Source organism: Flavobacterium aquidurense (assembly GCF_002217195.1).
In the GTDB taxonomy this organism is placed as follows: domain Bacteria; phylum Bacteroidota; class Bacteroidia; order Flavobacteriales; family Flavobacteriaceae; genus Flavobacterium; species Flavobacterium frigidimaris.
The window spans coordinates 147,048-169,390 of the sequence record NZ_MUGR01000034.1 but is presented as its reverse complement, the minus strand read 5'-3'; the positions used below and the strand labels follow the sequence as shown (position 1 = coordinate 169,390).

Annotated in this window: 18 protein-coding genes; 10 read left to right on the top strand and 8 right to left on the bottom strand. The window is 34.4% G+C overall.

What is annotated here, in order from left to right:
- Positions 1-96: 96 nt before the first annotated feature.
- Together B0A67_RS17275 and B0A67_RS17270 are read right to left on the bottom strand one after the other, a co-directional pair.
- Positions 97-1,014, bottom strand: a complete 918-nt coding sequence (locus B0A67_RS17275; protein ID WP_072954941.1) for a GYDIA family GHMP kinase — start codon at positions 1,012-1,014, stop codon at positions 97-99.
- A 121-nt stretch (positions 1,015-1,135) separates the two neighbouring features.
- The gene (locus B0A67_RS17270) at positions 1,136-2,449 is read right to left on the bottom strand and encodes a hydroxymethylglutaryl-CoA reductase, degradative (protein ID WP_072954938.1); all 1,314 of its coding nucleotides are present in this window, start codon (positions 2,447-2,449) and stop codon (positions 1,136-1,138) included.
- 182 nt (positions 2,450-2,631) lie between these two features.
- On the opposite strand from B0A67_RS17270, the gene B0A67_RS17265 reads away from it, so the two are divergent.
- The 7 genes from B0A67_RS17265 to B0A67_RS17235 all read left to right on the top strand — a co-directional run bounded on the left by B0A67_RS17265 (position 2,632) and on the right by B0A67_RS17235 (position 11,670).
- Positions 2,632-4,803 carry a S9 family peptidase gene (locus tag B0A67_RS17265; RefSeq protein WP_072954935.1) on the top strand — a complete coding sequence of 724 codons (2,172 nt, stop codon included), beginning with the start codon at positions 2,632-2,634 and terminating at the stop codon, positions 4,801-4,803.
- A 36-nt stretch (positions 4,804-4,839) separates the two neighbouring features.
- Positions 4,840-6,516 carry a peptide MFS transporter gene (locus tag B0A67_RS17260; protein ID WP_072955568.1) on the top strand — a complete coding sequence of 559 codons (1,677 nt, stop codon included), beginning with the start codon at positions 4,840-4,842 and terminating at the stop codon, positions 6,514-6,516.
- Between the two features lie 78 nt (positions 6,517-6,594).
- Positions 6,595-8,253: a peptide MFS transporter gene (locus B0A67_RS17255; RefSeq protein ID WP_072954933.1), complete on the top strand. Its 1,659-nt coding sequence runs from the start codon at positions 6,595-6,597 to the stop codon at positions 8,251-8,253.
- 14 nt (positions 8,254-8,267) lie between these two features.
- A complete protein-coding gene (locus B0A67_RS17250; protein ID WP_072954930.1) occupies positions 8,268-9,752 on the top strand; it encodes a peptide MFS transporter in 1,485 nt (494 codons plus the stop codon).
- Between the two features lie 53 nt (positions 9,753-9,805).
- Positions 9,806-10,273 carry a thioredoxin family protein gene (locus B0A67_RS17245; RefSeq protein WP_072955564.1) on the top strand — a complete coding sequence of 156 codons (468 nt, stop codon included), beginning with the start codon at positions 9,806-9,808 and terminating at the stop codon, positions 10,271-10,273.
- Between the two features lie 224 nt (positions 10,274-10,497).
- On the top strand, positions 10,498-10,953 hold the full coding sequence (locus B0A67_RS17240) for a hypothetical protein (protein ID WP_072954927.1): 456 nt from the start codon (positions 10,498-10,500) through the stop codon (positions 10,951-10,953).
- A 267-nt stretch (positions 10,954-11,220) separates the two neighbouring features.
- Complete coding sequence (locus B0A67_RS17235) at positions 11,221-11,670, top strand: hypothetical protein (protein ID WP_072954923.1); 450 nt, start codon at positions 11,221-11,223, stop codon at positions 11,668-11,670.
- A gap of 18 nt (positions 11,671-11,688) precedes the next feature.
- Here B0A67_RS17235 and B0A67_RS17230 read toward each other — a convergent pair whose 3' ends face one another.
- From B0A67_RS17230 to surE, 5 genes are all read right to left on the bottom strand, one after another.
- A complete protein-coding gene (locus B0A67_RS17230; protein ID WP_072954920.1) occupies positions 11,689-13,710 on the bottom strand; it encodes a ComEC/Rec2 family competence protein in 2,022 nt (673 codons plus the stop codon).
- A gap of 57 nt (positions 13,711-13,767) precedes the next feature.
- Positions 13,768-14,253 carry a C40 family peptidase gene (locus B0A67_RS17225; protein ID WP_072954917.1) on the bottom strand — a complete coding sequence of 162 codons (486 nt, stop codon included), beginning with the start codon at positions 14,251-14,253 and terminating at the stop codon, positions 13,768-13,770.
- A gap of 12 nt (positions 14,254-14,265) precedes the next feature.
- Complete coding sequence (gene lpxB / locus B0A67_RS17220; protein WP_072954914.1) at positions 14,266-15,384, bottom strand: lipid-A-disaccharide synthase; 1,119 nt, start codon at positions 15,382-15,384, stop codon at positions 14,266-14,268.
- 68 nt (positions 15,385-15,452) lie between these two features.
- Positions 15,453-15,725 carry a hypothetical protein gene (locus tag B0A67_RS17215; protein WP_072954910.1) on the bottom strand — a complete coding sequence of 91 codons (273 nt, stop codon included), beginning with the start codon at positions 15,723-15,725 and terminating at the stop codon, positions 15,453-15,455.
- Positions 15,718-16,497, bottom strand: a complete 780-nt coding sequence (gene surE, locus B0A67_RS17210; protein ID WP_072954906.1) for a 5'/3'-nucleotidase SurE — start codon at positions 16,495-16,497, stop codon at positions 15,718-15,720. Before surE ends, B0A67_RS17215 begins: the two co-directional genes overlap by 8 nt.
- A 212-nt stretch (positions 16,498-16,709) precedes the next feature.
- Here surE and B0A67_RS17205 point away from each other — a divergent pair, with 212 nt between their 5' ends.
- Positions 16,710-18,896 (top strand): carboxy terminal-processing peptidase, encoded by a 2,187-nt coding sequence (locus B0A67_RS17205; protein WP_072954902.1) that lies wholly within the window; start codon positions 16,710-16,712, stop codon positions 18,894-18,896.
- 96 nt (positions 18,897-18,992) lie between these two features.
- A complete protein-coding gene (locus tag B0A67_RS17200; protein ID WP_072954900.1) occupies positions 18,993-19,772 on the top strand; it encodes a DNA/RNA non-specific endonuclease in 780 nt (259 codons plus the stop codon).
- Positions 19,773-19,785: 13 nt separating this feature from the next.
- Here the strand turns inward: B0A67_RS17200 and B0A67_RS17195 are convergent, their stop codons facing one another.
- Positions 19,786-21,327 (bottom strand): MFS transporter, encoded by a 1,542-nt coding sequence (locus B0A67_RS17195; RefSeq protein ID WP_072954896.1) that lies wholly within the window; start codon positions 21,325-21,327, stop codon positions 19,786-19,788.
- Positions 21,328-21,415: 88 nt separating this feature from the next.
- On the opposite strand from B0A67_RS17195, the gene B0A67_RS17190 reads away from it, so the two are divergent.
- Positions 21,416-22,255, top strand: a complete 840-nt coding sequence (locus B0A67_RS17190) for an AraC family transcriptional regulator (protein WP_072954894.1) — start codon at positions 21,416-21,418, stop codon at positions 22,253-22,255.
- Positions 22,256-22,343 lie beyond the last annotated feature (88 nt).

The window sequence follows — 22,343 nt, the reverse complement described above, 5'->3', positions numbered from 1 at the left end:
CATTTTTTTGACTTAAAGCTTTTCTCGGTTTTGAAAATTTGAAAAGACAGATAATAGTATTGAGTTGTTGAGTGTGTTGTTTTTAAAACAATCTTTCTAAATCAATATCATTTCATTGTAAGTAAGAATCGTTTCGTATCCTTTTGAGGCAAAATAGGCTGTTGGGTTCCCTTTTGAAATTACCATTACAAAATCGCCTCCCCATGCTCCCAGACTTTTTACAACACCATTAAAATCAGGAAAAGCAGCCTCTTTAATAGTTCGTATTTCCAGAATATTGCTCAGATGGATCTCATGTTTTTCTACTGCAAAAGCAAATTCTTTCAGTGTTTTTGCGTTGAGGATGGCAGCTGTGATTTTATTGTTGTCAATAATATTGTGCGCTAAGTTTTGATTTTTGTTGTTGTAATAAGCGCTAATGGCTGTTTTGCTATTCTGTTTTTTATTAAGGTAAACGAAAAAGATACTGGATGTAAAATCCGGATTGAAATTAACCGTTTCTACTACAGGCAAATTTTGTTCCAGTCGATACACAATTGGCGTGTCGTTTTGAGCGCAGGCAATATCATAACCACTGCCTCCGAAACTATTTTTTAAGAGGGTAAACGCATCTATATTCGTCCACTGAGCAATATTGTTCAATAAAGTTGATGATGTGCCTAATCCCCAATTTTTAGGAAATGTAAGTTGTGTGCTGATATTATATCCTTCTGAGTTGTTTATAAAACCAGGATTTAGAAGATATGCTTCGTGCAAAATATTGATTAAAGTCGTTTTTACAGTTTCGATTTTGCTTTCGGTATTATTAATTATTTCAGCAAAAGAAATAGTGTCTTCGTACCAAAGCTGTTCGTCGTAATTATAGCTCTTCCATTGAATTTCCTGGTTTGAGCTGTTTTCGATAACTAAGTCTTGTCCAAATTTTGTGGGTAATGCAAAAGCTCTTGCGCCGTCTAAGACTAAATATTCGCCCGTAATTAAAAGTTTTCCGTTGCTGTAAAAAGTTGTTTTCATGCTGTGTTTTTTAGCCCCGATAGTAGTGAAAATCCTTTTGTTTTTTTCTTTAGAAAAACAAAAGATTGTAACGGATAGCGGGAATAGCTCCTTATCCTTCAACTAGTTTCAGAGCGAATAATTATTTGCGTATAGTTTCGATAAACTCAACAACCGCGCTATGTGAAACGGCATTTTTCTTAAAGTGAGATTTAATCAAATGACGTTCTTCATCTGTTGCTTCAAATTGGTTGATGATGTTGTTCAGGTGCATTTTCATGTGGCCTTCCTGAATTCCGGTTGTGGTTAATGAGCGCAATGCGGCAAAGTTTTGTGCCAAACCGGCAACAGCAACAATTTCCATTAACTCTTTGGCTGAAGGCTTTTCGAGTATTTCAAAACACAATTTTACTAAAGGATGCAAAGATGTTAATCCGCCAACAGTTCCTAATGCTAAAGGAATTTCAAGCCAGAAAGTAAAAATTCCGTTCTCGATTTTTGCATGAGATAAACTGGCATATTGACCATTTTTTGAAGCATAAGCATGAACTCCCGCTTCAACTGCCCTAAAATCATTTCCGGTTGCCAGAATGACAGCGTCAACTCCGTTCATGATGCCTTTATTGTGGGTTACGGCTCTAAAAGGTTCGACTTCGGCAATCTGAACAGCCTGTAGAAAACGTTCTGCAAATTCTTGTGGATTGGGAATGTGTTTCTCTGATAAGTCTTCAATAGGGCACGAAACCTCGGCTCTAACGATGCAATTAGGAACATAATTAGACAAAATACTCATCACTACTTTTAGTGTTTCATCTTCTGAAAATAAATCAGAATGTTGAAATTCATCTTTCAAAGTCGTTGCAAATTGCTCTAAGCAAGAATTGATAAAATTCGCTCCCATACTATCCTTAGTCTTGAAAGTAGCGTGAAGCTGAAAGTAATTTTCCAGTAGGCTTCTTTTGTCTTTTAGCTTAATGTCTACAATTCCGCCACCGCGTTGCTGCATGTTTTTGGTAATGCTTTGTGTGTCAGAGAAAAATTTTGGTTTTATTTGATCAAAGAAAGCCTGTAGTTTTTCTGCATCACCATTAAAAGTAAAATGCACCTGACCAATTTTTTCAGTGTCGATTACCGTTGCTTTAAAACCGCCGCGTGTAGACCAGTATTTTGCTGCTTTTGATGCTGCGGCAACCACTGAGCTCTCCTCAATGGCCATTGGAATGGTTTTGTATTTTCCGTTGATTAAAAAATTAGGCGCAACTCCAAGCGGAATATATAAATTTGAAATCGTGTTTTCTATAAATTCATCATGCAATTGTTGTAGCTTTTCGTCTGAATTCCAGTAATTTCTTATAATATTTAGTGCTTCTTCAGGCTTTGAAAAGTAAGTATTGGCGATCCAGTTTGTTTTTTCTTTTTTGGATAATTTAGAAAATCCGGCAACAGCGTTGTTCATTCTCAGTATTTTAAATAATAAAGTTGCGGCAAAGATACCATTTTAAGAGTTTTGTTTGCAATGTATTTGAAATTTGGAAAATACGCAAACGTTATTTTTTTTAACATTTAACACTTAAAATGTGTATTATGTTCATTTTTTTTACTAAAATTGGGCTCTTTTTTATATTTAAAATAATTCTAATGAAATCAGGTAAAATTACTGTAATACTTTTATTTTTAGTTGCTACCGTTTTTGGTCAACAGAAAATTACTGTCGAGAATATTTATAGTGGTGCATTTAGGGCAAAAGGAATGGATGAGCTGCAATCCCTAAAAAATACAGATCAATATACTGTTCTAAATGTAGATCAGGCCAGTAGAAGTATGCAGATTGATTTATACGACTTTGCAACCCTGAAAAAAGTGTCGAATTTAATTGATACTAAAAACCATAAAGCGCTTGCAGACGGAATCGACAGCTATACTTTTGATGCTTCTGAAAAAAAGATCCTGATTGCCTGCAATTCAAATAAGATTTTTCGTCACTCCTTTACAGCAGATTATTTTTTATACGATATAACTTCTAAATCCCTGACAAAGCTTTTTGATTTTCAGGTTCAGGAGCCAACGTTCTCCCCTGACGGAACTAAGATCGCATATGCAAGAGAAAATAATCTTTATGTATATGATGTAGCTTCTAAAAAATCGGCTGCCGTTACAACTGACGGAAAGAAAAATGCCATTATTAATGGTATTACGGATTGGGTTTATGAAGAAGAATTTGCTTTTGTCCGGGCTTTTGACTGGAGTAAAGACAGTAAAAAACTGGCTTATATTCGTTTTGATGAAAGTCAGGTTCCTGAATTTTCGATGTCAATGTTTCATAAAGATCTATATCCAACAGTTGAGACATTTAAATATCCAAAAGCGGGAGAAAAAAACTCAGCAGTTTCATTACATATATATGATGTAGCGAGCAATGCGGCTAAAAAAGTTAATTTAGGAAACTACAATGATTTTTATATAGCAAGATTACAATGGACAAATGATAATAATGTATTGTCGGCTCAGGTTTTAAACCGCCACCAGGACAATCTGGATTTGTTATTTGTAGACGGAACTACAGCAAATGCTAAAGTAGTTTTGAATGAAAAAGATAAAGCCTATGTCGATGTTACAGACAATTTGACTTTCTTAAAAGATAATAGCTTTATCTGGACAAGCGAAAAAGACGGTTTTAATCATATTTATGTATATGACAAAAACGGAAAGCTTAAAAATCAGGTGACAAAAGGAAACTGGGAAGTAGTGTCTTACTACGGTTTCGATGAAAAAAACAAAACGATTTTCTACCAATCTACAGAAAATGGTTCTATCAACAGAGATATCTACAGAATTGCTTTAGACGGAAAAAATAAAGTACGTTTAACTTCAAAAACCGGAACAAGTGCGGCAACTTTTAGCCCTAACTTCCAATTCTTTATTACTACTTTCTCAAGTGCGTCTCAGCCTACTACTTATACTTTAAATGAGTCTAAAGCAGGTAAAGAGATTCAGGTAATCGAAAACAATCAGGCTCTTGCGGCTAAATTGAAAGATTATAATTTGCCAACAAAAGAATTCTTTGTGTTGAAAACGGCTAAAGGAAACGAATTGAATGCATGGATTTTGAAACCAAAAGATTTCGATCCTTCTAAAAAATATCCTGTTTTTATGTACCAATATTCTGGTCCGGGATCTCAACAGGTAAACAATGACTGGAACAATACTGATGATTACTGGTTTGCTTCGCTAACACAGCAAGGTTATATTGTAGCTTGTGTAGATGGTAGAGGAACAGGTTTTAAAGGAGCTGATTTCAAAAAAGTGACCCAAAAAGAATTAGGAAAATACGAAGTAGAAGATCAAATTGATGCTGCAAAAGTAATTGGGGCTTATCCTTATGTGGATGCATCAAGAATTGGAATCTTTGGATGGAGTTATGGCGGTTTTATGGCTTCGAACTGTATTTTTCAGGGCAACGATGTGTTCAAAATGGCAATTGCAGTTGCTCCGGTAACCAACTGGCGTTTTTATGACAGCGTTTATACAGAAAGATACATGCAGACTCCGCAGGAAAATGCAAGCGGGTATGATCAGAATTCTCCAATAAACCATGTAAGTAAACTAAAAGGTAAATTTTTACTGATTCACGGATCAGGTGATGATAACGTGCATGTGCAGAACTCAATGCAAATGATGGAAGCGTTGATTCAGGCAAACAAACAATTTGATTCTCAGATATATCCGGATAAAAACCACGGTATTTATGGTGGTGCAACCAGAATTCAGCTTTATAATAAAATGACTAACTTTATCAAAGAAAATTTATAATCTAAAACTTTAAACCTTAAACAAATAATGAATAAAATGGGAGAAACTCAAGTAAAAACTGCGCATCCAAAAGGGCTTTGGGTATTGTTTGGAACAGAGATGTGGGAGCGATTCAATTTCTATGGAATGCGAGCTTTATTAACTTTATTTCTTGTGAATTCATTAATGATGAAAGAAGAAGAAGCGTCTTTAATTTATGGAGGTTTCCTTGGACTTTGTTACCTGACACCAATGTTGGGAGGTTTTGTAGCCGATCGTTTTCTTGGTAACAGAAACTGTATTTTATTAGGCGGATTGTTGATGGCAATAGGACAATTGTTATTGTTTACCAGTGGAAGTGTTTTTGAAGCAAATCTGCCTTTGGCAAAAATCATTATGTACTCTGCATTAGGGGTTATTGTTTTTGGTAACGGATTCTTCAAACCAAACATTTCAAGTATGGTGGGGAGTTTGTATCCTAAACAGGAAAAAACAAAATTAGATAGTGCCTTCACTATTTTCTATATGGGAATTAACATCGGAGCTTTTTTAGGTCAGTCAATCTGTCCTTTATTAGGAGATGTAAAAGATGGTGGCGGAATTAGAGATATCCACGCTTTTAGATGGGGATTCATGGCGGCTTCTGCTGCAATGTTTTTAGGAACTATTCTTTTTTACTTCCTGAAAAATAAATATGTGGTTTCTCCTGAAGGAAAACCATTAGGAGGCTTGCCTTCTAAAAACGATGCTTCGGATTTCGAAGAAGGGGAAGCACAAAAAGCAAATTTTTCTAATAAAGCCTTGACGATTGCAGGAATTGCATTTATCGCTTTAGGATTCTTTTTTCATTATGTTGTAGGTCAGAACCTAATTTATACATTGATTTACTCCAGTGGTTTGTCATTAGCAGGATTAATTATTTCTGATACTTCTTTGACTAAAATTGAAAGAGACAGAATTATTGTAATTTACATAGTTTCGTTCTTTATTATTTTCTTCTGGGCAGCCTTTGAACAAGCAGGTTCGTCGTTAACTTTTATAGCAGACAATCAAACTGACAGGAATTTCTTTGGCTGGTTAATGCCGCCGTCAATGGTTCAGATTTTTAATGGATTATTTGTAGTTATTCTTGCTGTGCCTTTCAGTATGCTTTGGGATACTTTGAGAGCGAAAGATAAAGAGCCTATTTCTCCGGTAAAATTAGCCGTGGGTTTAGTAGTGATTTCTATTAGTTTCTTTATGATTGCTACTCAGGTTTCGTATATCGGAACTTCAGGATTGTTATTGGTAAAATGGCTTATTTTATTGTATTTCCTAAATACATGTGCAGAGCTGTGTTTGTCGCCAATTGGTTTGTCATTAGTAGGTAAGCTTTCTCCAAAACGTTTTTCTTCGTTATTATATGGTGTATTCTTCTTGTCGAATGCATCAGGTTATGCTTTAGGAGGAACTTTAGGTTCTATCTTGCCGGCAACTGGTGAAAAATTTGCAAAAGCAAAAGAATTAGGAATAGATCTTCAGGCAGTTTTAGATAATAAAGTGGTGCCAACTGCAGAGCAATTAGCTTTGTTAGACCAACATCAGATTAGTGCTCACAATCACTTTTTTGCCGGATTCGAAATTCACAATTTATATGAGTTTTTTATGGTATTTGTTGTCCTTACAGGTATTGCAGCAATTGTATTATTTGCTTTGACTCCATTCCTGAAAAAAATGATGCACGGTGTTCGATAAATAGTAATAATGATATATCAAAAATTACCTATAGGTTTAGACTTATAGGTAATTTTAATTTTAAAAGAGTTTATAATTATGTGGAAAAAACACCCAAAAGCACTGCCTTATTTGTTTTTATCTGAAATGTGGGAGCGTTTTGGTTACTATTTAATGATCGGAATTTTTACTTTATATCTTAAAGATGTAAAGGATGGTTTTGCAATGACAGAGAAAGAAGCTTCTGATTTATACGGAACTTTTATAGCGCTGGTTTTTCTGACCCCTTTTATTGGCGGACTCGTTGCTGACAGGTATTTGGGCTACAGAAAATCTATTGTTTTTGGCGGAATTTTAATGGGTATTGGTTACTTCTTAATGGGAGTGCACGATATAACGGTACTTTATATCGCCATGACATTGGTGATTATAGGAAATGGTTTTTTTAAACCCAATATTTCTACCTTATTAGGAAGTTTTTATTCTGAAGAAAAGTATAAAGATAAAAAGGACGAAGGCTACAATATTTTCTATATGGGAATTAATGTTGGGGCTTTTATCTGCAATTTCTTTGGTGCCGCACTACAGATTCTTTTAGGATGGCATTGGGCTTTTATGGCCGCGGGTGTCGGTATGTTCATAGGGGTTATTGTGTTTTTGTTAGGTACAAAACACTATGTCGGATTCGATCAGAAAAAAGGAGTGCAGGAAGGCGATATGCCATTTTATAAAATTATCCTGTTTATTTTGCTTCCGTCTTTTATTTTTGGGGCAATTGGCTGGTTGATAAAAGGAGTTGCTTCGGAAACTAATTTAGACAGTTATATCTTTGGTTCTGATAGTACCGATGCCTTTATTTTTGCCTGTATTCCGATAGTGTTCTTTTATGGATCACTTTATTTTAAAGCTAAAACAGAAGATAAGCGGCCAATAGGTGCTTTACTGGCTATTTTTGGAGTAGTAATTTTATTTTGGGCAGTATTTAAACTTAACGGTTCTGCGCTTACGACCTGGGCTGATCGCTATACTGACAGAGAAGTGACCGGAACAGCCGGTCAGATCGTGGGTAAATTGAAATTAGCAAAAGAAGTCGAGTATAAAAAGGTATCTACTGAGGTTTATGATCATCAGTTTCGTTTGCAAAAATCAAACGGAGTTGTAGAGACAGAAGTCAATTATCCTTTGTATTTTAGAAATGTTGCTCCGGAAAAATTACCGGAAGAAGGAGCCAAGGTGCATCTTTGGGCCACCAATTTGAGTCAGTCTATTAACCCGGCCTGGGTAATTATATTAACACCGTTGATTGTTGCTTTTTTCTCATTTTTGCGATCCAGAAAAAAAGAACCGTCAACACCTACGAAAATTGCTTTTGGTTTGTTAATTTCGGCGTTGTCTGTTTTGGTTATGGTAGCCGCTGTACAAATTGGTAACGATGGGGCAGAAAAGGTGAGTGCTTGGTGGCTGGTAGCAAATTATGGTATCATAACAATAGGAGAGTTATTTTTGAGCCCAATGGGATTATCAGTCGTCTCCAAGTTAAGTCCGGTCAATATCACTTCCTTAATGATGGGAGGCTGGTTTTTATCGACTTCGATAGGGAATAAGCTGAGCGGGGTTTTGGCTAGTATGTGGGATACATACGATAATAAGGCTAACTTTTTTTGGGTGAATTTTGCATTGTTGATGTTTGCAACCGTACTGATGTTTGGTTTGGTGAAACAGCTTAACAAAGTGATGAAAGAAAAAGGAATTAATTAATTATTTATACATAAATGGAGCAGAAGATCACTTTAGAGGAGATTCAAAATTTTAAAGGCAATTACCCAAAACAATTGTGGTATTTGTTTTTTGTTGAAATGTGGGAGCGTTTTTGTTTTTATGGAATGCGTGGTGTTCTGGTTATTTTTATGGTAGATCAGCTTTTTCTAAAAGAAGATCATGCCAGCGAGCAATACGGAGCTATTCAGGCTTTTGTATATGCCTTTACTTTTATCGGGGGTATTTTCGCTGATAAGGTTTTGGGATTCAAAAAATCATTGTTTTTTGGTGGGATCGTTATGATTCTGGGGAATCTTTTGATTGCTGTCGCGCCTCATGATTTCTTTTATTACGGAATCGCTTTTTCGATTATCGGAACCGGTTTTTTCAAACCAAATGTTTCTTCTATGGTAGGAGAATTGTATCACGAAAACGACGGGCGCAGAGATGCCGGTTACGGAATGTTCTATGCCGGAATAAACGTGGGGGGACTTTTTGGTGGTGCTTTGTGTGTTTATTTAGGGAAATTCTATTCGTGGCAATTGTGCTTTTTATCAGCAGCAATTGTAATGTTTTTAGGTTTAATTACTTTTTTGTTTACTAAAAAACATTTAGGTCCAATTGGAGATTCTCCATTATTACACTTAGATGCCAACAAAAGAAGAATTCGTGAAATTGCAGTATATGCACTTTCGATTTTGAGTTTGCCTTTTATTTTTATAATGGTTAAGAATACTAAATATACAGATTATTTCATGTATACTATTGGTACAGTTGCCGTTGCGTATTTTGTATATGAATTGTTTAAATTAGGGGATGTCAAAATGCAAAAGAAGCTTTTCGCTGCTTTTCTGTTTGTCTTTTTCTATTTCTTGTTCAATTCTATTTACGAGCAAAGCGGCGGATCATTGTCACTTTTTGCAAAAGACAATCTAAATGACCAGTTGTTGTTTTTTACAATAGATCCAAATGTTGTCAACAACAGTTCGAATACTTTTTTTGTAGTGGTTTTAAGTCCGCTTATTGGTTTATTATGGATATGGTTAGGGAAACGAAAAATTGAGCCTAATACTTTGATAAAATTCGGGATTGGATTTTTATTCCTTGCAGCTTCTTTTTATATCTTCTATCTGACCAAATTCTTTGCAGATTCTAAAGGAATTACCTCATTGAATGTGTTTACTTTTGCTTATTTAATAACCACTATTGGTGAGCTTTGTTTGGGGCCAATCGGAATGTCTATTATTACAAAACTGTCTCCAAAAAGACTCTTTGGTATGATGATGGGATTATGGTTCCTGGCTAGTGCTTTTGGGCAATTGGCTGCGGGTAAACTGGGAGCAGAGATTTCCAGGTCAAATACCGGGGATACTTTAGTTTCTAAATTACAATCGTATACAGAAGGATATTATCAACTGGCAATTTATTCACTTGTTGCGGGAGTAATTTTATTGGCAATTTCTCCCATTATTAGAAAATTAATGCAAGAAGTAAAATAGACGACATTTTGCAATTCTTTTTTTGTTTAAATTTGTCAAAAATTAAAGAGATCATGAAAAAGATATACTTAATACTATTGTTTTTAGTTGGTGCATTTGCAACACAAGCGCAAGAATTAAAATGGTACACAGATGTAAGAGAGGCAATTACTGTAAGCAATAAAGAACAAAAACCAATGTTGATGTTTTTTACCGGAAGTGATTGGTGTGGATGGTGTATTCGTTTGCAAAATGAAGTTTTAAAAACACCGGAATTTACTAAGTGGGCTAAAGACAATGTTATTTTAGTAGAGCTGGATTATCCTCGAAGAACACCGCAAACACCTGAAATTAAAAATCAGAATAACGAATTGCAGCAAGCTTTCGGGATTCAGGGATTTCCTACTGTTTATTTTACCAGTGCTGAGGCAAAAGATGGTAAAGTTAACTTTAAAGGATTAGGGCAGACCGGTTATGTTGCCGGAGGTCCATCTGCCTGGTTAACAGTTGCTGAAGGAATTGTTCATCCAAAAAAATCTTAAAAGAGATAGTATATACAATATTTTGCAAAAGCTCCCTGTGTTCTCACAGGGAGCTTTTTTTGTTTAGTAAGAAAAGTTATTCAATGTTTTTAACAATTTTAGGATTTTAATATTTTATTATATTAAAAAAAACATATAATATATTTTTTGTATTAATAAAAATTGGAAAATTAAAATAATATGTTAATTTCGTCATGCTGTACTAACCAAAAACCAATTATACTATGACTAAAAAATTACTTATCCTACTATTTTTTTTAGGTTCATTTTTGCTGCATTCGCAAAACTTAGTCTGGAGAACAAACATGACTGATGCCATTGCAATAAGTAATGAATTAAGAAGACCAATGTTAATTTTATTCACTGCCTCAGGTGTACCGGAAAACCTTCAAAACGAAATTTTTAAAACCCCCGATTTTGCCGTTTGGTCCCGTGACAATGTAGTGCTTGTTAAGCTGGATCTGTCAGACCCTAATGCAGATCAAAGTGATAAAGACCAGAATGTCAAATTAAAAAATGCATTTGGTGTTCAGGACCTGCCGGAAGTTTGTTTTGCAAGTGCTTCAGTCAGAAAAAATAAAACCACATTTAGTGCCTTAGGAAAAATTGCTTACAAGCCGGGTGGTGCTAAAGCCTGGATAGCAGAATCAAATGCGATTTTACACCCAAGTGAACAGTAAATTTAAATTAAGTTTCTTAGTTTAATTTGTAGATTCCCTTTTTGCTTACGGGCGAAAAGGGATATTTTTTTGTACTTACTTTGTTCTTGTCAATCAGTACTTTGTGATTTTTAATAGTTGTTTTTTCTCGTTTTATTAAATAATGAGCTTTTAATTGTGTAATCTGTATTTGTGTGTTTTATTTGTTGTTTTTGGTTTTAAATAATTATTTTTTAATATCATTTGTGTTAAATTAGTCGAATAAATACAATTCATCCAGGCTTCAATATGATAAGAAAACTACTTGCCCCGCTGTTTTTTTTAGCTTCATTTTTACTTCATTCACAAAATGTGGTTTGGAAAACAAATATGAATGATGCGATTAGAATGAGTGACGAACAAAGAAAGCCCTTGTTGATTTTTTTTACTGCAAATGGTATTTCCAAAAGTATACAGAACGAAGTTTTTGCAACATCAGATTTTATAGACTGGTCAGGCAAGAATGTTGTTCTCTTAAAACTTGATTTGTCAGATTCCTCCATATCTGATGATGAGAAAGAGCAAAATGTTAAACTCAAAGAAGCTTTGGGTATCGAAGATTTGTCGCAAGTTTGTCTTGCTAAGGCTTTTATTCGAAAAAATATACCAAGAATTGATAAACTGGGCCTGCTCAATTATAAAGTTGGAGGTGCGAAACAATGGATCTCAGATGCTAAAATAATATTGGATGGCGAGTAAAATAACAGCTTTTAATTCTTAGTTTAGTTTATAAAAACCCTTTTCATTCGTTGCGTGAAAAGGGATGTTTTTTTTGAGACAGGTCGTTTTCCATATTTTCTGAATGGCGTATGAATTTGAAGCATCAGCAATGATGATTTTCGGATGCAGATCCTCTAAAATACGTTCTAAGTTTAGTTTAGGAGATTGGGTTAAGATCAAAATATCAGGTTGAATTTTGTTTTCGTAAGTTCCCGAGCTATCGATTATAAATATTTTTTTTCCGTTATAAAATAAAGTATTCTTAATTTTTTCAGTTGACTTTATTTTACTGAAATTTCCAACTAAATAAGAATTCAGCGCATTGTTTTTAGAAAGTGTATCTGGTGTAAAAACAGTAATATATTTTCCTTTTCTTTCTGAAATCAAGGTGTTTTTCTTCGTATTGTAGACAATGAGTTCATTTCCATTTTCGATTTCTTTTTTTGTGCAGATCAGAGAAATTTGTAATGAAATTATTGTGACCAATAAGAATACCAGTTTGTTGTAAGTTGGTTTTTTAGTCCAGATTACCGCTGAAATAATTACCAAATAAAAAGTAAGCAGATAGTACGAATTAAAACTGATATCCCGTATAACAAACCATTCGAACGAAGCTACAATATGGATTGTCTTGTTTAATAGGTAAATACTTTTTTCGAAGATTTCGATTAATAATAGTGGCGGAGAACTATAAATTGCAATAAGCATTACGATAATTCCGGCAATCATTATAAACGATAAGAGCGGAATAATTATAATATTGGTAACAAAAAATAAACCGGGAAATTGATGAAAATAATACAGGCATAATGGCAAAGTACCTATTTGTGCTGCAAAAGAAACAGTGAGTGCGTTCCAGACTGATATTTTAATTTTGTTTTTGGGAGTCCATGTTTTTTTTAATACAGGCTGCAGCCAGACAATAAAAAACAAAGCAAGATAGCTGAGCTGAAAACCAACATCAAATAAAAAATAAGGTTCAAAGAGTAATATTAGCAGTACAGAAACTAATAGCGTATGGTAAATACTTCCGCTTCTGCGCAAATGGTTTCCAATAGCCAGAAATGAAAACATTACCACAGAACGTAAAACAGAGGGAGACAATCCTGAAATTATGGCAAAAGTGGATAAAGCCAGTAAAATAGAAAGTAGTTTTATTAAAGAGCCTTTTCGCGTATTTGGAATTGGTTTTAAAATAAAATTAATAAAAATCATAATAAATCCCACGTGTAACCCTGAAACGGATAGTATGTGAGTGGCACCTGAATATTGATAATCCTGAATAATATCTTGCGAAATATCTTGTTGTTGTCCCAGAATGAGAGCCAGTGCCACATTCATTTCTTCCTTATTGAATTTGGCTTTTTCTAGATTGCGGACAATTCGGGAATGAAGCTGGCCAGAGTAATACCAAATATCTTTTTTTAGTTTTTTATTGATGGTAATTTCTGTTTTGTTCACGTAAACCTGCGCATAAATTTGCTTGTCAGCCAGATATTTACCGTAATCAAATTGGTTTGGATTTTTGTTTGAGGCATTTTGCTGTAAAGTAGTTTTTACTTTTATGACGTTTCCTATAATAGGATTTTTAAGACTGTCTTTTTGGATATTAACAATTATTTTGCCGGAATAAGCCTGGTGGTTAATCGTATTTATTAAGGCAGTAAAACGGTCGCTGTAAGAGTTGCTTTTTAGCTTTTCGCGTAAAGTAAATGTTATAAATTGTGGTGTTTCAAATGCTTTTTTGCAATATATGTAATTGGATTTCTGAAGCGAATTTGTGTGCAGTAGTAAGGTGAGAACACCAACGAAAAAAGAAATATAATAAGTGCTGACCCCAAAGAACAGGATCAGATTTTTATTTCTTGTACTGGTAAAATAAGAAAGAGCAAAAACAATCAAGCCAATACTAAATGTTGGCAGGGCAACATAAATAGAGGGCTCACAGTAGTAACAAAATAAAATACCAATAAGAAACCAAATTGTAATTTTGGTTAGAGGGAAATCGAATACTTTCATTCCCTAAAAGTATTAAATATCTTGTAAGAAAAAAATTATATTTTTATTTAAGACAAGCTATTCAATGACGCGGTTGATCTGCACGTATGAGTTTTGATAATAAGCTTCTTTTGTAGAAGAAATGATGACTCCTTTTGAAGTAGAGGAATGCACAAATTTTATTTCGCCTGAATTGACTTCTACAATCAGTCCAACATGATTTATTTGTCTGCTTCTGTTGGTTTTAAAGAATATTAAATCGCCTTTTTGAGCATCGTTGAATTTGATTATTTTTCCAACCTTTGCTTGTTCATAAGACGGTCGCGGCAATTTGATGTTCTCTGACTCAAATGTAGTATAAACCAGACCGGAGCAATCGTAGCCATTTCTTGTTGTGCCGCCGGCTTTGTAGCGAACACCAATATTATCGGTGGCTTTACTGATCAGATTGTTAACCACATATTTGTTCTCCTTCTTCGTCTCTCTTTTGCTTACAGCAGTTGAAGTCGATTTACAAGAAGCAAAAAGAATGGATAAAAGCAGTAAAATGTATATTTTTTTCAAACCAGAAAATCTTTAAACTTGTTTTAAATCAGCTACAATAAGTTTAGCTGTTTTTTTACTTGCACCAACACCGCCTAATTTTTGTTCCAGAATATCATAATTCTTAAGCAGTTTTTCGCGATAGTCCGGCTCTAATAATTTTTGTAATTCCTCTTTAATGCGTTTTGTATTGCAGTCACTCTGAATCAATTCAGTCACAACTTCCTGATCCATGATCAGGTTAACCAGAGAAATGTATTTCAGTGTAATAATACGTTTTGCGATCTGATAAGAGATTGAGCTTCCTTTATAACAAACTACTTCCGGAACTTTAAAAAGAGCAGTTTCTAAAGTTGCCGTTCCTGAAGTTACCAAAGCCGCAGTCGAAGAACGCAATAAATCGTACGTTTTATTCGAAACAAATGCGATATTTTTATTGCTGATAAATTGCTGGTAAAACTCAAAGTCCTGACTAGGGGCTCCTGCAATTACAAATTCATAATCCTGAAAATCATCCACAACACTTAGCATCACACTCAGCATCTTTGTAATTTCCTGTTTTCGGCTTCCCGGTAAAACAGCAATAATGGGTTTTTCGCCTAATTGGTTTTCTTTTCTAAAAGTAGTTTCATCAAAAGGCGGCTGATTCTGAATGGCGTCAATTAACGGATGCCCAACAAAATCTACAGGAAAATGATGTTTGTCTTCGTAAAAGCTTTTTTCAAAAGGCAAAATCACAAACATCTTATCGACATCATGTTTAATTGCTTTAATTCGGTTTTCCTTCCACGCCCAGATTTGAGGAGAAATATAATAATGTGTTTTATAATGTAAAGCCTTTGCCCATTTTGCAATACGCATATTAAAACCCGGATAATCAATAAAAATCAAAACATCAGGTTGGAATTCTAAGATGTCTTTTTTGCAAATCTTAATATTGTTCAAAATGGTTTTCAGATTAAAGATAACCTCAATAAAACCCATAAAGGCCAATTCACGATAGTGTTTTACTAAAGTTCCCCCGGCTTTTTGCATTAAATCACCTCCCCAAAATCTAATGTCTGCCTGAGGATCCTCCTCATACAAAGCTTTCATTAAATTTGAACCATGCAGATCTCCCGAAGCTTCACCAGCTATTATGTAATATTTCATATAAATTTTCTTGAAAGTGTGCCTCAATAATCAAACACAACATTTTTTTTGCAAAGCAAAGATAAGATTTAAATAAATAAAGTAGAAATTGCCAGAACGATCACTGCAAGAACGACACCTCTGGCCATAAGTTCCTCGTTTCTTTTGAGTAAAATTCCAAATACAGCAAGGTCCAATACCGTTCCTATAGTGATTACTTTTCCCAAATATCCTTGTTGTTTTATGGTGTGAATTCCTGAAGAAATATCAAATTTGGTAAAAAAAGCAACGAATAAATAACTGCCAAGCAATGCTGTAAAAATCCCGATGATAAAACCAATAAGTATCTCCTTCTTATTCATTCAGGTTCCAGGTATTAAGTTGTTGCATCGAATGATGGGCTGTCAAGTCAAATTGCACCGGAACTACAGAAATATAGCCGTTTTCTAAAGCCCATTCGTCGGTATCTTCGCCTTGATCTTCGTTGGTAAATTTACCTGTCAGCCAGTAATAATCTTTGCCGTGCGGGGTCTGGCGTTTGTCAAATTTCTGCGCATAATATGCTTTCGCCTGACGACAAATTTTGATTCCCTTAATCTCTTCTTCTTTTAATTTTGGAAAGTTAACGTTCAGAACAACACCCGGTGGAAGTTTATTTTTCAACGTTTCTAAAGTGATTTTTTTTACGAAAGATTTTATTGGTTCAAAATCCGCATTCCAGTCAAAGTCCAAAAGAGAAAATCCAATGGCCTGAATTCCTTCTATTCCTGCCTCGACAGCAGCACTCATTGTTCCGGAATAAATGACATTTATAGATGAATTTGTACCATGATTAATTCCTGAAACACATAAGTCAGGTTTTCTTTTTAAAATTTCATTTACTGCCAGTTTCACACAATCAACAGGAGTTCCTGAGCAGCTGTATTCAGTGATGAGATCTTCTTCTTTCGAAATTTTGTCAAGGAATAAAGTATTGTTTATGGTAATGGCATGTCCCATTGCGCTTTGAGGTTTGTCCGGGGCTACTACGACTACTTCTCCAATAGTTTCCATGACACTGATTAAGGCTCTTATTCCGGGGGCTAAAATACCGTCATCATTGGTTACTAATATTAGGGGTTTTTCATTTTTCATGCTGTGATATTTATTCTGATTTGTCAAAATTAAGACTTATAAAAACAAATGTAACAACAGATTTTAGTAGAATACTAACAAATAAGTAAAAATTGTAAACTAAATTCAAGAAGACTTTTGAGCATCAAACATTTTTATATCTTTAACAAAAAATTATAGCGAACTTGGCAAGTTGGCACAATTTTTACCGTTAACTTAGATTAAAAAATTTGATGAATGCTATTATTAAGTTTATGAAAAGAAATTATAAAATACTTATAGCCGTATTATGCTTGTCTTTAACCTTATTTGCTTTTAAAATTAATGCAGATAAGTCAGTTGATCCGGACCCGAACAGAGATAAAACACTTTTAGAATTACTGGCATTTGTTATTGAAAAAGGGCATTACAGCCCGGCAGAAATAAATGACGAATTTTCTAAAGGAATTTTTAAAGATTATGTGAACGCATTAGATCCTTCAAAAAGATTCTTTTTGCAGTCTGATATTGATGAATTCAAACAATATGAGCTGCAGTTAGACGATCAGTTTTTGAATAAGGATTTAACTTTTTTCAATCTTACTTACACAAGATTGATGAAACGTATGGAAGAAAGCAAAAAACGCTATAAGACTATTTTAGCACAGCCTTTCAACTATGATGTTGACGAAACTTTCAATGCGGATTATGATAAATTGCCTTATGCAAAAAATGCAACAGAAATCAACGAAAGATGGAGAAAACAAATCAAATTATCGACACTTTCTTCGCTTGTAACCAAGCAAAAAATAGAAGAAGATAAAAAGAAAACGGATCCTAATTATAAAGTGAAATCTTTTGAAACTTTAGAAAAAGAAACACGCGATAGTTCCCTGAAATCTTTAGATGATAACTTTAGCCTGATTAAAGATCTGAATAAAGAAGATTGGTTTTCTGTATATGTAAACTCAATTATGAGTCGTTTTGATCCTCATACAAGTTATTTTGCACCGGAAGAAAAAGACCGTTTTGATGTAAATATCAGTGGAAAACTAGAAGGTATCGGAGCGAGATTGACTAAGAAAAATGATTTTACGCAAATCGATGAGTTAATTTCCGGCGGACCAGCATGGAAAGGAAAACAGTTGGAATCAGGAGATTTGATTTTGAAAGTAGGGCAGGGAAACGATGAACCTGTAGATGTTGTAGGGATGCGTTTAGACGATGTTGTGAAAAAAATTAAAGGTCACAAAGGAACTGAAGTAAAACTTACAGTTAAAAAAGTAGACGGAACGATCAAAGTAATTTCGATTATCAGAGATGTAGTTGAAATTGAAGAGACTTATGCTAAATCTAGTATTGTAGAAAGAAACGGATTGAAATACGGGGTGATTTATTTGCCTAAATTTTATATCGATTTTGAAAATAAAGACGGTCGTGATGCCGGAAAAGATATCGCTCTTGAAGTTGAAAGACTGAAAAAAGAAGATATTAGCGGTATTGTACTTGATGTTCGTGATGATGGTGGTGGATCTTTGTCTACAGTCGTTGATATTGCCGGTTTGTTTATTGAAGACGGACCAATTGTTCAGGTGAAATCTGCAGGTAAAAAGAAAGAAGTTTTATACGATAAAGATAAAAAAATCGAGTGGGACGGACCATTAGTAATTATGGTAAACAGTTTCTCAGCTTCGGCATCAGAGATTTTGGCTGCTGCAATTCAGGATTACAAACGTGGGGTTATCATTGGCAGTAAACAAACCTACGGAAAAGGAACAGTGCAAAACGTTCTTGATTTGAATCAATTTGTTCGTAACGCAAACTACGGTGATCTTGGTGCTTTGAAAATTACAGGACAGAAGTTTTACAGAATCAACGGAGGTTCTACTCAGCTAGAAGGTGTTCATAGTGATGTTGTGATGCCAGATCGTTATGCTTACCTGAAAATGGGAGAGCGTGACAATGATAATGCTATGCCGTGGGATAAAATTGATCCGGCAGATTACAGCACCTGGAAATCAAACGAGAATTTTGCTAAAGCAATCAGTAACAGTAAAAATAGAATCGCTCAAAATGCTCAATTTAAATTAATTGAAGACAATGCAAAATGGATCGATGTTAAAAACAAAGAAAACACCTACAGCTTAAATATTAATAGTTTTAAAGCAACACAGGAACAAGTAGAAAACGAGGGTAAAAAATACAAACCAATTTCAGATTATAAAAATGATTTGGTTTTTAAATCTTTACCATACGAAGAACTTGAAATGAAAGGTGACGCGAGCCTAAAAGAAAAAAGAGATGCCTGGCATCAGGCACTGTCTAAAGATGTTTATGTGGAAGAAGCATTGAATGTTTTAGATGATTTGCAATCTAAAGGCGGTGTAGTAAAAGGATCAGTTTCTCCTAAAATGAAAAAGGATAAATTAGTAAAATCCTAATTCTTTAAAGAATTAATTTGTTAGAAAACGCTTCAAAAAGTACTGCTTTTTGGAGCGTTTTTTTTGTAAGTTTAACTCAAAATTAAATACGGATAAATGAAGTTTTATATTGTTTTAGGTATAATGGTTTTTGCATTATTGTCATGCAAAAAAGAAACAGTTGATGAAGCTGTGGTTCAGGATCAGGAATCTGGTTTTGTTTCCGGCCAGAATAGTACAGATTCATTATATACCTACGCTTATCTGCCAACTTCGACAACCAGGCAAATTGTAAAACATCAATATTATACGCTTTCGTATCATGAAAAATTTGAGCAGGCAGAATGGGTTGCTTATGAATTAAAAAAAGAATATCTAAAAGGCGCGAACTATAAACGTCCGTATTTTATTGAAGATCCAAAGGTAACAACACGTTCTGCAGACTGGAGAAATTATAAAAAATCAGGCTACGATAAAGGCCATCTTTGTCCTGCCGGTGATATGGAATTTGATCAAAATGCCTATAATGATACATTTTATACCTCAAATATTTCGCCGCAAGACCATAATTTTAATAGCGGAATCTGGAACAGACTAGAGCAAAAAACACGCTATTGGGCAGAAAAATACAATGATATTTATGTCGTAACAGGCGGGATTCTGAAAGATTCAGATAAAACAATAGGAACAGAAAAAGTAACTGTTCCTAAATATTTTTATAAAATCATCCTGACTAAAACCGGAAAAGAGCATAAAGCAATCGCTTTTTTGATTCCAAACGAAGACAGTAAGAAGTCGCTCTATGATTTTGTAGTTCCTATTGAAACCTTAGAAAAAATGACCGGAATTGATTTCTTTCCCAATTTAAAAAACTTAAAAAGCAATAAGGATTTTTAGAATAGCGCTGCTTTTATTTGAGTGAACTTTTTTGTGCTGTTGCAGGGTTAAATAATATAAAACTCAGCAAGGCTAAAATCCAGACGCCAATACCGCCATACAATAATACCATTTCAAAACCATTGGCGAGAGCGGCATGTAAAATCGATCCGGACGAGTCTATGGCATTGAGTTCAGGAAAATCCTGATTCATGGACGTAAAATTTCCTGCTGCCACTTTTTCTGCAATACTTTGTAAAACAGTTGTATTAATAGCCCCTGCAAAAGCAGCATTCAGATAAGAATAAATTCCTTCGACCAGAATAAAGCCCATTAACGCAATATTAATAGAGAGCGTAATCATTCTTGCACTCATATCGATACCGGACGCCATACCTGCGCGATTACTCGAAACAGAACCTGTGGTAGTGTTGGTAACCGGAGTATTTGTAAAACCAAGTCCGATACCTGCCAAAAGAGAACCGGGAAGTATTGTGATCCAGCTGGGATTTTCTGCAACCATACCGTATCTCATCACAATAAATCCTAATCCTAATATAAAAAGACCAAAAGGAATTACAATTCCGGAACGATATCTGACTGAGAAATATTCAGCAAATGGAGGAATAATCAAAGTAGGTAAAGTATACGCAAGCAAAGAAAGTCCTACTGAAACTACATCATATCCTAAATAAGACTGAAAATAAATCGGTAAATAAATGATAAAAGGCCAAAAGCTGAAATTCATTCCAATAGAACCGAGAACAGCACCTGAAAAATTGCGTATTTTAAATACTGAAAAATCAAACATCGGATATTGATTTGTTTTTTCGACCCATACAAATAAAATAAAACTTATTATTGAAATAATGATGCTGCCCAAAGCTATCGGATTTGTAAAGCCCAGATCCGGTCCCTGTGTTATAAAATAAATCAGGCCAAAAATTGCTGCCGATAATGTGATCATGCCCCAAATATCAATTTTTTTAACATTGGGATCTTTAGATTCGTCTACATAACCGTACACAAGAGCTGCAGCAAGAATAGCGATTGGAAAATGGATTAGAAATACCCATTCCCAGGATAATAAGGCGACTATCGAACCGCCAATAATAGGTCCGAAACCCAATCCGACTCCAAGAATAATTCCCCAGATGCTAAACGCTCTACTGCGTTCCTTGCCTTCCTGAAACTGATGTGATAAAGTAGCGACCTGACAAATTAACATCGCTCCGCCACTTACTCCCTGAAAAAATCGGCTGATAACCAATAGCGTTACATTTTGAGCCAAACCGCAGATTAAAGATGATACACCAAATAAAATTAAAGTGATCATGAGAATGCGTTTTCTTCCGTATCGATCGGCAAGAGTTCCGGCGGCCATTAAAATTGTGGTACAGCCAATAGTATAAATATTCATAATCCATTGCATGTCTCGTAGATTTGCGTTTAAAACCTTTTCCAGTGTGGGAAGTATTACGGGAACACTGGAGATTTCGAGAGAAAACATTAATGTGGCCAGACAAATGGCAATTAAGGCAATCGTGTTTTTGGCCGGGGAAATTTTTTGATTCATTGGTATGTTATTTTATGTTTGGCAAAATTAAACTGACATAAAGGTATTGTTTCAGTATAATTTTGTTATAAAAAGGTATCTTTGCTGGATGAGAAAAGAAAATATGCACCAATCTGTAGAAGTACTTTATAAAAAAGTAGACGAATGTCCAATTGTAAATTCGCAGTTTAGCTTTTTTCAGTTGGTGTATGTTATTTCAGGAAATGGATTTCTTCATATTAATGGTAACTGTATTTCTTATCAAACGGGAAACCTGATGCTGCTGACGCCAAATGATTATCACACCTTTGATATTTCAAATACAACAGAGTTTTTACTGGTCAAGCTTAATAGTGAATATGTAAAAGAATACCGGTCTAAAAGTATTGATCATATTGAATGTTTATTGCATTATGCAACACATTTGTCGGGTTGTATTCTCAAGCGCAAAGAAGATGAATTTCTTGTCAGCTCGATATCAGAATCATTAATTCGTATTATAGACAGCAAGGATATTTATGATGAGGATTTAATAATTCATTATGTAAATGCGTTAATTGTAATTGCTGCAAGAAACATAGCAAAAATAAAACCACCGGGAATAAAAGAAAGTGCGGATAAAAGAGTTCTCGAAATCATTAATTATATTCAGGCTAATATTTTCTGTCCTCAAAGATTAAAAGTGTCTGTTATAGCAGAACAATTTGATATTTCAGATTCTTATTTGGGAAGCTATTTTAAAAATCATTGTGGCGAAACGATTCAGTCTTTTGTCTCTAATTATAAAATACGATTAATAGAGCATCGCTTAAATTTCAGTGATATGAGAATCAATGAAATTGTAGATGAATTTGGTTTTTCTGACGAAAGCCATCTCAATAAATTTTTTAAAAAGCACAGAAATATTAGCTTGACCGGATATAGAAAAGCTAAGGTTTTTCAGAATTGATTAAAGGATTGTAAAGGTCTTTTTTCGAGCAGATCTTGCAGATTAGAGCAAATTTAATTTTGGATTTTTATTAAATTAATTCTGCCCT

What these genes read in the sequence shown, in the direction of transcription:
- B0A67_RS17245 (WP_072955564.1), top strand. Translation starts at nt 9,806, where the DNA reads ATGAAAAAGATATACTTAATACTATTGTTTTTAGTTGGTGCATTTGCA.
- B0A67_RS17270 (WP_072954938.1), bottom strand. Translation starts at nt 2,449, where the DNA reads ATGAACAACGCTGTTGCCGGATTTTCTAAATTATCCAAAAAAGAAAAA.
- B0A67_RS17265 (WP_072954935.1), top strand. Translation starts at nt 2,632, where the DNA reads ATGAAATCAGGTAAAATTACTGTAATACTTTTATTTTTAGTTGCTACC.
- B0A67_RS17190 (WP_072954894.1), top strand. Translation starts at nt 21,416, where the DNA reads ATGAGAAAAGAAAATATGCACCAATCTGTAGAAGTACTTTATAAAAAA.
- B0A67_RS17250 (WP_072954930.1), top strand. Translation starts at nt 8,268, where the DNA reads ATGGAGCAGAAGATCACTTTAGAGGAGATTCAAAATTTTAAAGGCAAT.
- B0A67_RS17215 (WP_072954910.1), bottom strand. Translation starts at nt 15,725, where the DNA reads ATGAATAAGAAGGAGATACTTATTGGTTTTATCATCGGGATTTTTACA.
- B0A67_RS17275 (WP_072954941.1), bottom strand. Translation starts at nt 1,014, where the DNA reads ATGAAAACAACTTTTTACAGCAACGGAAAACTTTTAATTACGGGCGAA.
- B0A67_RS17195 (WP_072954896.1), bottom strand. Translation starts at nt 21,327, where the DNA reads ATGAATCAAAAAATTTCCCCGGCCAAAAACACGATTGCCTTAATTGCC.
- B0A67_RS17260 (WP_072955568.1), top strand. Translation starts at nt 4,840, where the DNA reads ATGGGAGAAACTCAAGTAAAAACTGCGCATCCAAAAGGGCTTTGGGTA.
- B0A67_RS17235 (WP_072954923.1), top strand. Translation starts at nt 11,221, where the DNA reads ATGATAAGAAAACTACTTGCCCCGCTGTTTTTTTTAGCTTCATTTTTA.
- lpxB (WP_072954914.1), bottom strand. Translation starts at nt 15,384, where the DNA reads ATGAAATATTACATAATAGCTGGTGAAGCTTCGGGAGATCTGCATGGT.
- surE (WP_072954906.1), bottom strand. Translation starts at nt 16,497, where the DNA reads ATGAAAAATGAAAAACCCCTAATATTAGTAACCAATGATGACGGTATT.
- B0A67_RS17200 (WP_072954900.1), top strand. Translation starts at nt 18,993, where the DNA reads ATGAAGTTTTATATTGTTTTAGGTATAATGGTTTTTGCATTATTGTCA.
- B0A67_RS17205 (WP_072954902.1), top strand. Translation starts at nt 16,710, where the DNA reads ATGAATGCTATTATTAAGTTTATGAAAAGAAATTATAAAATACTTATA.
- B0A67_RS17255 (WP_072954933.1), top strand. Translation starts at nt 6,595, where the DNA reads ATGTGGAAAAAACACCCAAAAGCACTGCCTTATTTGTTTTTATCTGAA.
- B0A67_RS17230 (WP_072954920.1), bottom strand. Translation starts at nt 13,710, where the DNA reads ATGAAAGTATTCGATTTCCCTCTAACCAAAATTACAATTTGGTTTCTT.
- B0A67_RS17240 (WP_072954927.1), top strand. Translation starts at nt 10,498, where the DNA reads ATGACTAAAAAATTACTTATCCTACTATTTTTTTTAGGTTCATTTTTG.